Annotated in this window: 9 protein-coding genes; 2 read left to right on the forward strand and 7 right to left on the reverse strand. The window is 61.7% G+C overall.

What is annotated here, in order from left to right; translation table 11 throughout:
- Positions 1 to 5 precede the first annotated feature (5 nt).
- The 4 genes from KCG44_RS11415 to KCG44_RS11430 all read right to left on the reverse strand — a co-directional run bounded on the left by KCG44_RS11415 (position 6) and on the right by KCG44_RS11430 (position 3,369).
- Positions 6 to 131 (reverse strand): DUF2474 domain-containing protein, encoded by a 126-nt coding sequence (locus tag KCG44_RS11415; protein ID WP_218446205.1) that lies wholly within the window; start codon positions 129 to 131, stop codon positions 6 to 8.
- Positions 124 to 1,143, reverse strand: coding sequence for a cytochrome d ubiquinol oxidase subunit II (gene cydB, locus KCG44_RS11420; protein ID WP_218446206.1), 1,020 nt, complete (start codon positions 1,141 to 1,143; stop codon positions 124 to 126). The genes KCG44_RS11415 and cydB overlap by 8 nt, the downstream gene beginning before the upstream one ends.
- Positions 1,140 to 2,591 carry a cytochrome ubiquinol oxidase subunit I gene (locus KCG44_RS11425; protein ID WP_218446207.1) on the reverse strand — a complete coding sequence of 484 codons (1,452 nt, stop codon included), beginning with the start codon at positions 2,589 to 2,591 and terminating at the stop codon, positions 1,140 to 1,142. The genes cydB and KCG44_RS11425 overlap by 4 nt, the downstream gene beginning before the upstream one ends.
- A gap of 106 nt (positions 2,592 to 2,697) precedes the next feature.
- A complete protein-coding gene (locus KCG44_RS11430) occupies positions 2,698 to 3,369 on the reverse strand; it encodes a crotonase/enoyl-CoA hydratase family protein (RefSeq protein WP_218446208.1) in 672 nt (223 codons plus the stop codon).
- 86 nt (positions 3,370 to 3,455) lie between these two features.
- Here KCG44_RS11430 and KCG44_RS11435 point away from each other — a divergent pair, with 86 nt between their 5' ends.
- Both KCG44_RS11435 and KCG44_RS11440 read left to right on the forward strand, forming a co-directional pair.
- Positions 3,456 to 4,664 carry an acyl-CoA dehydrogenase family protein gene (locus KCG44_RS11435; protein WP_218446209.1) on the forward strand — a complete coding sequence of 403 codons (1,209 nt, stop codon included), beginning with the start codon at positions 3,456 to 3,458 and terminating at the stop codon, positions 4,662 to 4,664.
- A gap of 4 nt (positions 4,665 to 4,668) precedes the next feature.
- On the forward strand, positions 4,669 to 5,796 hold the full coding sequence (locus tag KCG44_RS11440; protein ID WP_255536497.1) for an acyl-CoA dehydrogenase family protein: 1,128 nt from the start codon (positions 4,669 to 4,671) through the stop codon (positions 5,794 to 5,796).
- On the opposite strand, the gene KCG44_RS11445 is transcribed toward KCG44_RS11440, so the two are convergent.
- From KCG44_RS11445 to KCG44_RS11455, 3 genes are all read right to left on the reverse strand, one after another.
- Positions 5,793 to 8,519 (reverse strand): [protein-PII] uridylyltransferase, encoded by a 2,727-nt coding sequence (locus KCG44_RS11445; RefSeq protein ID WP_218446211.1) that lies wholly within the window; start codon positions 8,517 to 8,519, stop codon positions 5,793 to 5,795. The two genes, KCG44_RS11440 and KCG44_RS11445, sit on opposite strands and share 4 nt — an antisense overlap.
- Positions 8,520 to 8,575: 56 nt before the next feature.
- The gene (locus KCG44_RS11450) at positions 8,576 to 9,004 is read right to left on the reverse strand and encodes a hypothetical protein (protein ID WP_218446212.1); all 429 of its coding nucleotides are present in this window, start codon (positions 9,002 to 9,004) and stop codon (positions 8,576 to 8,578) included.
- A 69-nt stretch (positions 9,005 to 9,073) separates the two neighbouring features.
- Positions 9,074 to 13,804 (reverse strand): NAD-glutamate dehydrogenase, encoded by a 4,731-nt coding sequence (locus KCG44_RS11455; protein WP_218446213.1) that lies wholly within the window; start codon positions 13,802 to 13,804, stop codon positions 9,074 to 9,076.
- Positions 13,805 to 13,850 lie beyond the last annotated feature (46 nt).

Here is a 13,850-nt window from a genome sequence, read left to right on the forward strand (position 1 = left end):
CGTGATCAGACCTTCAGCCATGCCCGGATCAGATAAGCAACCGCGCCGAGCGTAGCCACGCTCATCAGCCATATCGCAGCCATCCAGGCCAAACGCTGCCACAGCGGCGCCTGCGGCGGTTGCTCAGTCATGATAACCATCGCTACCGACCTTTCCGCGGAACACCCAATAGGCATAAGCGGTGTAAGCGATGATGATCGGCATCATGATGGCGGCACCGACCAGCATGAAGATCTGGCTTTTCGCGGGCGCCGCGGCGTCCATGATGCTGACCGCCCCGGGGATGATGTCGGGCCACATGCTGACGCCGAGGCCAGCGAATGTGACGAGGAAGAGCCCCAGGCAGATCAGGAACGGTGCCAATTCCTGCCCCCGCCGCATCGCGCGGATGAACAGGAAACAGAGGACCGCGACAAGGATGGGCACAATGCTGGTATAAACCAGGCCCGGCATGCTGAACCATTTTTCGAAATAGCGCTGCGAAAGGAACAGCGTCCCGGCGCTAACGGCGGCAATTGCCGCGCCCGTTCCCCAGAATAGTCGCCATGCGAAGCGTTTCGCAATCACGTTCGCATTGCCCTCCACCTTGTAGATGAGGAATGTCGCGCCCAGCAGCGCGTAGCCGACAATTACGCTGATGCCGGTCAGGATGCTGAACGGGGACAGCCAGTCCCACCAGCCGCCCGCATAGGCGCGCGCCTCGACCGCGATCCCGTCGAGCAGTGCGCCGAGAATGAGACCCTGTGAAAACGCCGCGACGACGGAACCGGCGGTAAACGCAATATCCCATAATGCGCGGTGCCCGGGGTCCCGCCAGCGATATTCGAACGCCACGCCGCGAAAGACGAGGCCGAGCAGCATGGCGATCACGCACGGGTAGAGCGCTGGCAATACCACGGCGTAAGCGAGCGGAAACGCCGCGAACAGGCCGCCGCCGCCCAGCACCAGCCATGTCTCATTCCCGTCCCATACGGGCGCGATGGCGTTCATGGCCTGGTCGCGCTCATTCCCCACATCGAACCAGGGGAACAGGATACCGATGCCGAGGTCGAAACCGTCCATGACGACATACGCAAATACGGAACCGGCGATGATGAACGCCCAGATCGTCGTCAGCGGCAGGCTGGTTTCCAGACCGCTCATTTCGCAGGCTCCACTTCAGGGTTCTGAGGGCGGGTGTCCATGCGGCCATCGCCGCCCTTCCCCTCTGCCGGGCCGGGCGTGATGCCAGCGCTTCGGATGGGCGCGCGGGCCGGGCCGGACTCATGGGCATGCGGCCGCTTGGCGACCAGTTGCAGGATGTACCAGACACCAATCCCGAACACCGCGAAGTAGACGATGACAAATGCCATCAGCGATGCGCCGACGGCAGGCGCGGATATCGGCGATGCGCTGTCCGCCGTCAGCATGACGCCGTAGACCGTGTAGGGCTGACGCCCGACCTCTGTCGTCGCCCAGCCTGCCAGAACGGCGATGAAACCCGACGGGCCCATGATCAGCGCGAGCCGGTGAAGCAGCGGCCAGTCATAGAGCTTCCCGCGCCAGCGCGCGAACAGGCTAAGCACGCCAACCCCCAGCATGGCGAAGCCGAGCCCGATCATGATGCGGAACGACCAGAACACAATACCGACCGGCGGCTCCTCTTCGTCGGGAATGGTATCGAGGCCATCCAGAGGCGCGTTCAGGTCGTGTTTCAGGATCAGCGACGATACCTTGGGGATCTCCACCGCGTAATCGACGCGCTTCTCTTCACTGTTGGGAATGCCGAACAGAATAAGCGGCGCGCCGTCGGGGTACGAATCATAGTGCCCCTCCATCGCCATCACTTTTTGCGGCTGGTGCTCCAATGTGTTCAGGCCATGGAGATCGCCAACGACGATCTGGATCGGGGCAACGATGGCGGCCATCCACATCGCCATCGAAAACATCTTGCGCGCGTGCAGGTTGGCCTTGTCTTTCAGCAGGTGCCACGCTCCGACGGCGCCAACCGCGAATGCAGTCGTCAGATAGGCGGCAATGACCGTATGGACGAGCCGGTATGGAAAGCTGGGGTTGAAGACGATGTCCCACCACGAGGCCGCTGGCACATATTGACCGACATCGTTGATCGCGAAACCGACAGGCGTCTGCATCCAGCTGTTCACCGACAGGATCCAGAACGCGCTGACACATGTGCCCATGGCGACCATGAGCGTGGCCGCGAAGTGCAGTTTCGGACCGACACGCTTCATTCCGAACAGCATGACACCCAGAAATCCGGCTTCCAGGAAAAACGCCGTCAGCACTTCATAGGCCATCAGGGGACCGAGAATGGGGCCTGTCCGGTCGGAGAAGACGGACCAGTTCGTTCCAAACTGATAGGACATGGTGATGCCCGACACGACACCCATGGCGAATGTGACGGCGAACACCTTCACCCAATATTTGAAAAGATCGAGATAGACAGGCTGTTTCGTCTTCAGCCACATCCCCTCAAGGACGGCGAGATAGCTCGCCAGACCGATGGAAAAAGCCGGAAATATGAAGTGGAAGCTGATCGTGAACGCAAATTGAATGCGGGCCAGCAGGATGGCATCGGCATTTTCGAACATGGCACCCAGCCTCCGTTCGTGATCCCTCAATCCCTGGCGACGTCAATAGGACGGCACATCCGCCGCCGATATGCGACAGGACAGCGCGCATATCGCCGATGATCCGCTAGGACAGGCTCTTTTCCATGGCCTTCAGAAATGGTTTGCGGACCAGTTTCTTGTTTCCCGCATATGCCTTGGCCGGAAGGTTTCCAAGCGCGGCGGCAATTTCCAGGGCCGTGCCGATAATGGTGTCCTCGTTCGTCAGAAGATCGAGATATCCCGCAGCAACCGCGCCTTCCGAATCGTAGATGCGTGCCTGCACGATGGCGCTGGTCAGCGCGGCAGACTGCAGGCGCGCCTTTCCAAGCTCGAGCCCGAAACGCGGCATGACCATGCCGATGGCGGTTTCGTTGAGGCCGAATTTGAACGCGCCGTTCGGCCCTACCCGCGTGTCGCAGGCAAGAAGGAGAAGCGCGCCCATCGCGATTCCATGGCCGGTCGCCGCACCGACGACCGGTTTTGCGCAGGCGAAAAGCTGGTGCGCGAACACGCCGCCGCGATTGACCAGTTTCGCCGCGTCGGCGGGGGCAGCGCCCTGCATCGTCTTCAGGTCGAAACCGGCACAGAATTTCCCCTCGCGGCCAGCCAGGACAATCGCTTTGACGGTGTCATCGGCTTCAGCGTCGGAAAGAGCCGGTTCAAGCGCGTCCAGCATTTCATGGGAAATTGCGTTCGCCTTGCCGTCATCCATCGTGATCAGCGCGGTGCCGTCTTCCACTTCCATCGTGACGCTCATGCTTCACCTCCAATAATTCCGTTCGGCCCTCACTTGCTACTTTTACAAGCTTATGAACAGGCCGCGCGGCGCGTAGGCTGGCAGGCATGACGACATCGCCAAAAGAACTCGCCGAATTTGCCGCTGATGCGGACGCCTGGTTTTCCGAAAACGTACCGGACGATCCGGGCTTCCTGCTGCCGCTGACATTTATGGAGGTGGGCGAGGACAGGCAGTTCGACTTTCTGCGCGATTGGCAACGCAAAGTGTACGAGGCCGGATATCTGGGCGCGGCATGGCCGGCGGAATATGGCGGCGGCGGACTTTCAGACGCCCTGCAAAAGGTCGCCACCAAGGCGATGAAAGCGCACCGCGCGCCGATCCTGCTGAACGCGATCGGACTGAACTGGGCCGGGCCACTGATCCTCGACACCGGCACCGAGGCGCAGAAGCGCGCCTATCTGAAGGGGATATTGAGCGCGGAGGACATCTGGTGCCAGGGCTTTTCGGAACCTGAAAATGGCAGTGACCTTGGCAATGCTCAGCTAAAGGCAGAGCGCGACGATGACGGGTTCGTGCTGAATGGCTCCAAGATCTGGACCACGCAGGGCAATTACGCGAAATACATGATCCTGCTTGCGCGGACCAACCCGGATGCGGAAACAAAATATGCCGGACTGAGCTTTTTCCTGGCGCCAATGACGGTGCCGGGGATCAGCACGCGGAAGCTGCAAAAGCTGACCGGCGAATATGGCTTTACCCAGACCTTCTTTGAGGATGCGCGCATCCCCGCCGACAGTCTGATTGGCGGTGAGGGCAATGGCTGGAAAGTCGCCATGCGAACGCTGGAATATGAACGCGGCGCGCGCGGCGGTCAAGCGGGCGGCTACGTCTCCGTCGCGCCTGATATGATGGGCGTCATCGACATTGCCCGGCAGGCGAAACGCGATGGCAAGACGGCGATGGATGATCCCGTGCTACAGGACCGATTGATCGGGCATATCATGGACATGCACGCGCTCAGCCTGTCGAACGACAGGAAACGCCTGCCCGCGCTGACAAGTGATCACCCCATGTCGCTGCCGACGATGTCGAAGCTGGAGTTCACCGAGCTGTTCCGGGAGATTTCGGAATTCGCGCTGACCCTGCTGGGATCGAAATCGGCATATTATATCGACGAACCCAATGCCGCAGATGGAGGCTGGTGGGCGCGCAGTTACCTGAATGCCTTCAGCGCCACCATTGGCGGCGGCACCAGCCAGATCCAGCGCAATATTATTGGCGAGCATGTGCTCGGCCTGCCGAAAACGAGGTAAGGTGATGGACAGCATTACAGACGCCCTCGGCCGTATCGGCGTTTCAGAAGAACAGGTCGATCTGATGGAGGTGGCGGCAAATTTCTGCCGCGAGACATCGCCGATCGACCGTGTTCGTGCGCTGATCGAAGATGAGCACGGCTATGACACCGACGTCTGGGCCGAGATCTGCCGCCTTGGCTGGCTGGGGATCGCGATTCCCGAGGCGCATGGCGGCGTGGGCCTTGGCATTGCCGAAGTCGCGCCCGTCATGGAGCAGATGGGCAGGCACCTGATGGCCACGCCGTTCATGGCATCGACGCTCGCCGCGCAGGCCATATTGAAATGCGGGTCGGATGCGCAGCGTGACCGCTGGCTCCCCGCACTGGCGAGCGGTGAGGTGATCGGGACCCTGGCCATCGCAGACCCGGACAATGACGATATGATGAAGGCGCTTGGCGAATCCGAACAGGGCGGCGTCATGGTGTCGGGCCGCATCGGTCTGATCGAGCACGGCGCAAATGCAGACCTGATCATCATGACGATCGGCCATGGCGGGCGGACCCGGCTGGCGATCGCTGAAACAGGCGCGCTGCCCAAAGGCGCGCTCAGGCGGGAAGGCATTATCGACGATACCCGCCGCGCCTATGAGCTGACCCTGACGGCCTTTGAAATTCCCGCCGATGGCATGATGCCGGATGACACCGTCGCGGCGACACTTGCCCATGTGGAACTGGCCGGCGCCCTGCTGCACGCCGCAGAGATGTGCGGCGGCGCGTTTCGGGTCATTGACTATACCGCCGACTATCTGCGTACGCGCAAGCAATTCGGGAAACTCATCGGGAGCTATCAGGCCCTGAAGCATCCGCTCGTGGACGCCTTTGTCAGCTATGAGCGTGCCCGCTCACATCTGTACGCCGCCGCGCATAGTTTCGGCGATCAGGGATGCGGCGAAGTCGCAGTCCGCATGGCAAAGGCGCAGGCGGAGACAGCCTATAGCTATGCCGCCGACCGCGCGATCCAGTTTCACGGCGGATTCGGCTTCACCTATGATTGCGATGCCGGCCTGCACCGACGCCGGGCGATCTGGGACGCAAGCCGGTTTGGCGATGCCCGCGCACAGAAGAAGCGGCTGGCGGATTTGCTGTTCTAGGCCGCCTTGCGTTCTTCTTCCGCGACCTTCGCAGCGTTCAGCAGGCGGCGTTCAAGACCGCGCAGGCGCTGCACGCTGTCCAGCTTGTGCCCCATCAGGTCAGTGAGGTAAAACGTGTCCACCGCGCGCTCGCCAAATGTCATGATGTGGGCCGAGCGGATGGTCAATTTGGCATCGAACAGTGCGCGCGCCAGCGCATAAAGCAGCCCGGGACGGTCGGCAGCGTTCACTTCAACGACGGTAAAACGGTTGGACGCGTTTGGCTGTACCAGGACCCGCGTCTGCACCGGAAAACTATCGGCACGCGTCATGGCCAGCGGGCGTTTCGCCAGCCGCTCGCGCAGGCGGATACGCCCCTCCAGCGTATCGCAGATATTCTGGCGCAGCCGCGTCAGCTGACCCGGATCATTGAACGGTTCCCCCAAAGGCGCGGTGATACCGATATTATCGAGCGCCATGCCGTCACGCGTGGTGTGGACGCGCGCGTCGAGGATATTGGCGCCCGATAAACTGATTGCGCCTGCGAGCCGCATGAAGATACCCGGATGATCACTGGCATAGGTCGTGACGTGCGTCAGCCCGGTTTCCGGATCGACGGTCGTGGCGACGCTCAGTTCACGCTCACCGGTGTCGATTTGCCGCGCATTGGCCGCAAGCGTGGCGAGCGGTTCCGCCACCCAGTAGCTGTCGGAGAAACGTGCCGCATATCTCGACATGTGCGCCTTGTCCCAGCCAAGGTCGTCAGCGACAGCCGCCTGCTTCGCGTCGATCTGATTCTGCCGACCATGTTCCTGATGGCCAAGACGCAGGCGTGCCTCCGCCGCCTCGAACAATGTGGTCAGCAACTGGCCCTTCCACGGCGTCCACGTGCCTGGCCCGACAGCGCGGATATCCACGGCCGTCAAAATGAGGAGCAGCTTCAGCCGCTCCGGGCTCTGCACGCGGACCACGAAGTCTTCGATTGTTTTCGGGTCCGACAAATCACGTTTGAACGCGGTTGCCGACATTAGGAGGTGCCAGCGCACCAGCCAGGCCACCGTCTCCGTCTGCGCCGATGTCATGCCCATGCGCGGGCAGAGCTGCTCCGCCACCTCGGCCCCGACTTCGCTGTGATCCCCGCCCCTGCCCTTCGCAATATCGTGTAAGAGGACAGCGACGTAGAGCACCTCGCGGCTGGCGATCTTGTGAATCAGCGATGTCGCGACGGGATGGTCGCCCGCCAATTCCCCCTTCTCGATCTTGGACAGCAGGCCAATCGCGCGAATGGTATGTTCGTCCACGGTATAATGGTGGTACATGTCATATTGCATGCGCGCCACGACGCGGCCGAAATCCGGCATGAAGCGGCCGAAAACGCCTGCCTCGTTCATCCATCGGAGGACAAGCGCCGGATCGCGCGGACTGGTGAGCACCTGCATGAACAGCGCATTGGCCTTCTCGTCTTCCTGAAGGTCCGCAGCAAGCTGTGCATCGCGCCGCGCCTGGCGCATCGCGAGCGGATGGATTTCATAGCCATATTGATCGGCAAGCGCGAACAGACGCATCAGCCGCAGTGGTCTTTCCTGGAAAAAATTCTCCGTGGGAATGCCGAGGCGCCCATCGCGAACGGTAAACCCCTTCAACCGGCGCGGCGCGCGCGTGATGCTCGGTAAACGCAGGCGCGCGGCGGCATGCTGCTCTTCCACATGCGCGAGGAAAAGCCCGGTCAGGTCGCCGACAGATTTCGCGATTAGAAAATAGTGCCGCATAAAGCGTTCGACCGGCGCGCTGCCCGCACGCTCCTGATAGCCGAGGCGGGCCGCAAGTTCCCTCTGCATGTCGAAGGTAAGCCGGTCCTCCGCCCGGTTCGACAGGCGGTGTAGCAGGGTCCGCACGGACCAGAGGAAATTTTCCGCCCGATTGAACTGGCGATATTCCTCCGGCTCGAACAGGCCGCGGTCGACCAGCTCCGCGGCACGGTCGACGCGGTAGGTATATTTTCCGATCCAGAATAATGTGTGCAGATCGCGAAGGCCGCCTTTCGCTTCCTTGACATTCGGCTCCACGACATAGCGGCTGTCACCCATCCGTTCATGGCGGGTATCACGTTCCGCCAGCTTCTGCTGGATAAAATCCCGTTCTGTTCCGTGCGTGACTTCAGCGGTGAATTTCGACGCCGCCGAATCATACAGATATTGATCGCCCCAAAGATAGCGCGCCTCGAGCATCGCCGTGCGGATGGTCACGTCTTCCCGTGACAGACGGACCATCTCGTCAAGCGACCTCGTCGCATGACCGACTTTCCAGCCAAGGTCCCATAGCGTGTAGAGTATCGCCTCAATGATCTGCTCGGACCATGCCGTCAGCTTCCCAGGGGTCAGGAACAGCAGATCGACATCGCTGAACGGGGCCATTTCGCGGCGACCATAACCGCCGACGGCGCAAACCGCGAGACGCTCCGCGGCTGTCGGATTGCTGTTCGGATAAAGCCGCTGTGTGGCGAAGTCATAGATCAGGCGGATGAGCTGATCGGTCAGAAACGACCTCGAATTGGCATGCGCCAGCCCCTTTCCCGGATCGGCGTCTATGCGCGCATTCAGTTCGGCGACGCCGTCCTCATAGGTACGCCGCAGGATTTCCGTCGCAGTGGCGCGATCGGCCATGCACATCGCAAGTGCGTCGGCAACCGCGCGGCGGTCAATGATCGCGCGCCGGGTTTTCACGCGGGGGTAGGTGTCAGCCATGACCCGTCATATCACGGGGACAGGGGCGCGGCCATGACCGCGCGCGCATGCGCCGGCTATTCGATGGGAAGCTGTTCGCGCTTCTTCTGCAGCTCGCGCTCTTTTTTCCACTGTTTGAAATCATTGATCGCACAACCCGATACCCCTGCCGCACCGACAAGAGAACAGTCCATCGGCGTCTGCGAGCCGGTATTCGCAAGTGTCGAGCGTTCGGACTGAACATCGAGCAGGCGATCACCGGGATCTGGCGGCGGCGGTGTCTCCTCCGGCTCTTCATAAGGGTCGCCAGTGACGCAGATCTCGTCATCGGGCACGCCCTCGCAACCCTTGCGCGGCATGAACTTATCGAGCGGCACCCGCTTTGCGCCGGGCGCGACCAGTACGCCCGAATCCGTCGCGGGCGGTGTTTCCTGCGCGTCGGCGGCGCAGGGGCATATGGTCAGCATGAAGCCAGCCGCGGCGATGAGGAGAAAACGCTTGTCCATAGAAACCAGTCTTTCCTGTCTGCCGCTTGAACGTGCAATGAACCTACGATGTTCCTACCCGAAATCCCCTCAAATGGCGAGCAGGGAACGTGCCTGGCTGGCAAGATGCGCAAGCATGGCTGTCGTCACGGCACCGGAATTGCGCGCGCGGTCTATACCGGTCCGCATACGATCCGCACGCTCCTTATGCTGTTCCAGCCATTTGCAAACGGCAGCGCTCGGATCGGCACCCTTTACAGTGATCTGCCGGATCAGGCTGATGCGCAGCGACTCAAAGTCGCGCACAAGGCCGGCGACCAGCAGACGCTCCCAGGGATCCGTCGGATTCATCTGTGCCGCCGCCGCCTTCGCCCAGTCGAGGCCGACTTCCTGGCCAAGCAGGGTATAGGCGATCGCCACGGACCGAACGTCGATGCCCCCATCGAACGCCGTTCGCGATGTCGAGATCGCGCCGTCGAGGGCCTGCAGATCGATCAATCGCTCGGAGATCGCTTGCGGCGCTCCGCCGGTTGAGAGGCGCTGACGAACGCGCTCCAGATGGGCACGGGGTTCGTCGCGCAGCAGCGCCTCGATATCGGATGCGAGAATATCGACACCCGGCTTCAGCGCCGTGATCGTATCCGATGGATGGTCATGCGCCTCGGTGACGCGGATCAGGTCCGACATGTGCAGCCGAAGCCCGGTGATGGACTGTGCGTGCAGCATGATATGCGCGGCGGCGTCAATGCGCTCCTCGCCATCGGCATCCTCAGCCGCATCGATCGTTCGCCATAAATTGCGCAGACCGAACAGTTCGCGCGCCGCCACGAAGGCCGAACCGACATGCGCCAGCGTCGTGCCGTGTTCCTCGGCCAGTTCAAAGGCAAGCGCGATACCGCCGCGATTGACCATCTGGTTGGCGAGTTTGGTCGCGATGATTTCCCGCCGCAGCGTATGCGCCGCGATCTCCGGCGCGAACCGCGCTTCCAGCGCATCGGGGAACGCCATTGAGAGATCCTCGGCCAGTACCGGGTCGTCGGGGACATCGGAAGCGACCAGTGCCTCGTAAATGACCGTCTTGGCATAAGCGAGGATCACCGAAAGTTCGGGCCGGGTCAGACCGAAACCCGCAGCCGCACGCTGTGTCAGCTGTTCGTCGGTCGGCAGATGTTCCACGGCCCGGTTGAGGCGGCCGCGCGCCTCAAGCAGCTGGATCACGCGCTGGAACGCCGGCAGCGCTGCTGGGCCGCCCGCTTCCGCCACCGAAAGCGCCTGGGTCTGCATATGATTGTCACGCAGAACCAGAGCGGCGACCGCATCCGTCATGCTCGCCAGCAGCTTGTTGCGCGCCTCCATATCAAGCGCGCCGGTGCGCAGCGGCTCCTGCAGCGCAATCTTGATATTCACCTCATTGTCGGAGCAGTCGACGCCCGCACTATTGTCGATGAAGTCGGTATTCACCCGGCCGCCGCCACGGGCAAAGGCGATGCGCCCGTGCTGGGTAATGCCAAGGTTCGCACCCTCGCCGATCACTTTCACACGCACCTCACGCGCATCGACGCGGATTTCGTCATTGGCGCGGTCGCCGACATCGGCGTCACTTTCGCTGCCCGCCTTGATATAGGTGCCGATACCGCCAAACCACAGCAGGTCGACATTCGCCCGCAGGATGGCCTTCATCAGTGTCGAGGGCGCGACTTCCTTCTCGTCGATCTCAAGCAGCTCGCAAATCTGCGGCGACAGCTTGATGGATTTCTGCGCGCGCGGAAAAACGCCGCCGCCCTTGGAGATCAATTTGGGGTCGTAATCCTCCCAGGATGAACGCGGCAGCGCAAACAGGCGCGCGCGCTCCGCGAAGCTTTTCGCAGGGTCGGGATCGGGATCCACAAAAATGTGGCGATGATCGAACGCCGCCACAAGCTTCAGGCTTTCCGAAAGCAGCATGCCGTTGCCGAAAACATCGCCGGACATGTCGCCAACGCCAACAACGGTGACCACGTCGCTTTGGACGTCGACGCCCATTTCGCGGAAATGACGTTCCACGCTGACCCACGCGCCGCGGGCGGTAATCCCCATCGCCTTGTGGTCATAGCCGTTCGCGCCGCCAGACGCGAAGGCGTCGCCCAGCCAGAAACCACGCTCCACACTGATTTCATTGGCGATGTCGCTGAATGTCGCGGTGCCCTTGTCGGCGGCAACCACCAGATAGGGATCGGGATCGTCGCGGCAGACCACATCCTTTGGCGGTACCGTTTTGTCACCCACGCGATTGTCCGTCAGTGACAGCAGCGAACCGATGAATATCCGGTAGCAGGCAATGCCTTCGGCCAGCCACGCTTCGCGGTCGCTGATGGGCGGCAACTGCTTTGGATAGAACCCGCCCTTCGAACCGGTGGGCACGATGACGGCGTTCTTGACCATCTGCGCTTTCACCAGACCGAGAACTTCGGTCCGGAAATCGTCGCGCCGGTCGGACCAGCGCAGGCCGCCGCGTGCAATCGGGCCGCCGCGCAAGTGAATGCCCTCGACACGCGGGCTGTACACCCAGATCTCGCGGTACGGTACCGGCTGCGGCAGGCCGGGAATGGCCGCGCTGTCGAATTTGAACGCGAGCGCCTCGGCATCCTCGGCAAAGGCATTTGTGCGCAACGTCGCATCGATGACATCGCGGTAAAGCCGAATGATGCGATCCTCGTCGATGGCGGCCACATGACGGAGCTTTTCCGCAATCGCCTTTTCACGAGCCTTGATCTCTGCATCGCGCTTCGTCTGCGCAGGATCGAACCGCGCATAGAACAGCCCGATCAGGTCTGCCGTCAGCTTCGGATGACGCCGCAGCGCTTCAACGACCGTGGGCATGCCATAAGTCAGGCCGGTCTGGCGCAAATAGCGGAAATAGGCGCGCAGCCATGTCACATGTTCGACGCGAAGCGAAGCGCCGGTCACCAGACTGTTGAAGGCGTCGTTTTCCCGCGCGCCCGTTAGCACGGCCCTCAATGCCGATTCCGCCTGCACCTTTAGAAAATCAAGGTCGAGGGCTTCGCCATGCGTACTTTCGACGAAGAAATCGTGGATCCAGCCGTGACGGCCACCATGCAGGTCGAAGGGATATTCCTCAATCACACGAAACCCGAAAGCTTCAAGGACGGGCACCATGTCGCTGAGCGGGATAATCTTGCCGGCCCGGTAAATCTTGATCCGAAGCGTGTGATCGGCATCGCCAGCGCGCCGATAGAAAAGAACGTCGCGATCACCCTCGCCATCAAGATCGGAAAGCCGTTCGATATCCGCGGCGGCTTCCACCGCATCGAACTGGTCGCGGTAACTGGCGGAAAACGCACCTGCGTGCGTGAGCGACAGGCGGCCGCCGCGCTGGCCGCCAAGGCGCTGAATCAGCTCGGATTCCAGGGCCTCGTCCCAGCCGCGCACAAGCTTTTGCAACCGTTCGTTGAGGCTGGCCTCATTCAGCGTCGGCACATCGCCCGGCGTCGTGCCGAGATAATATTGCACGCGGGCCAGCCCCTCCGAACGCAGTTCGACGTCGAAACGGGCAAGCCGTGCCTGAAACGCGTCCTCAAGCATCGCACCGATACGCGCGCGGATACCCGTATTATAGGCTTCGCGCGGAACATAGACGATCGCGGACACATAGCGGTCAAACGGATCCTTGCGCGCGAAAATACGCGGCCGGGGGCGATCAAGCAGCGACAGCATGCCTCTTGCCATTTCCGCCAGTCGGTCGGCACCGACGATGAACAGGTCGGTTCGCGGGAACGTCTCGATAATGTGCGTCAGGGCTTTGCCGCTATGGCTTTTCGGATCGAAACCCAGCGTTTTGCGAACGTCTTCGATCTTGCGACGCATGATCGGCACGTCGTCGGGAGATGTCGAAAGCGCCGCTGATGTCAGCAGGCCGACGAAACGATATTCACCGCAAACCTCGCCCTTGTCATTATAGCGCTTGATGCTGATGACATCATAATAGGTCGCGCGGTGCACCCGGCTGATCGCATTCGCCTTCGTGATCAGGATGGGATCGGGCGTTGCCATGAATTCGCGAAGCGCCGATGGCAGAACCTCGAAACCACCCGCGCCGCGCCACAGCGGGAAATCCGGATCGGACAGCAGGCCCAGCGAAGCCTCGACGACAGGTTCCACGGTCTCATCGGCCAGCGCGCCGTCAAACCTGTACGCTGCGAAACCCAGAAGTGTGAAATTGTCCGCTGCCAGCCAGTCGAGAAAGGCCTTCGCCTCGATCACCTCTCCTGCCGACGCGGGAATCTTCGCGGCGACCAGCGAATTGCCCGCCTCCTGCATGGCCGCGACCATGGCGCGCCAGTCGGTGACCGCCGATCTGACATCCGCGAGCACCTCGGTCAGTTCCTTCGCCAGGTCCGCGCGGCCGCGGGCACCGATGCGGTCCGCCTCGACATAGATCAGCGACTCGCGCAATCCGTCGGTGGCGTCGCCATTCGCGGCCTCGACCGATTTCAGCCGTCCGCCCTTCGTTCGTTGCACATCCAGGATCGGATGCAGCAGGCGGTGTATCGCCATGCCGCGCGCAGTCAGGGCATTGGTTACCGAATCGACCAGAAAGGGCATGTCGTCGTTGACGACAACCAGCCCCGTGCGCCTGTGACCGGGAACCGGTTCGATACTGTCGACCTGGATGACTGTGGTGCCGGCTTCGCGCTCCTTCAATGCGCCCCGCACCTGGCCGGTGATGCGTTTCAAGGCCTTGGCGTCCAGCTCATCCGCCTCACCTGGCAGCGCGCCTTCGAAAAGTGCCCGTTCCAGTGGGTCTTTGCGTCCCTTAACCATGTACACACCTGCGCCCTTTTGACTTGCAGCCCTGTGACTTGCAGCG

Source organism: Pacificimonas pallii (genome assembly GCF_019204005.1).
GTDB classification, from domain to species: domain Bacteria; phylum Pseudomonadota; class Alphaproteobacteria; order Sphingomonadales; family Sphingomonadaceae; genus Pacificimonas; species Pacificimonas pallii.

Coding starts and splice junctions, on each gene's coding strand:
- KCG44_RS11415 (WP_218446205.1), bottom strand. CDS start 131: ATGACTGAGCAACCGCCGCAGGCGCCGCTGTGGCAGCGTTTGGCCTGG.
- cydB (WP_218446206.1), bottom strand. CDS start 1,143: ATGAGCGGTCTGGAAACCAGCCTGCCGCTGACGACGATCTGGGCGTTC.
- KCG44_RS11425 (WP_218446207.1), bottom strand. CDS start 2,591: ATGTTCGAAAATGCCGATGCCATCCTGCTGGCCCGCATTCAATTTGCG.
- KCG44_RS11430 (WP_218446208.1), bottom strand. CDS start 3,369: ATGAGCGTCACGATGGAAGTGGAAGACGGCACCGCGCTGATCACGATG.
- KCG44_RS11435 (WP_218446209.1), top strand. CDS start 3,456: ATGACGACATCGCCAAAAGAACTCGCCGAATTTGCCGCTGATGCGGAC.
- KCG44_RS11440 (WP_255536497.1), top strand. CDS start 4,669: ATGGACAGCATTACAGACGCCCTCGGCCGTATCGGCGTTTCAGAAGAA.
- KCG44_RS11445 (WP_218446211.1), bottom strand. CDS start 8,519: ATGGCTGACACCTACCCCCGCGTGAAAACCCGGCGCGCGATCATTGAC.
- KCG44_RS11450 (WP_218446212.1), bottom strand. CDS start 9,004: ATGGACAAGCGTTTTCTCCTCATCGCCGCGGCTGGCTTCATGCTGACC.
- KCG44_RS11455 (WP_218446213.1), bottom strand. CDS start 13,804: ATGGTTAAGGGACGCAAAGACCCACTGGAACGGGCACTTTTCGAAGGC.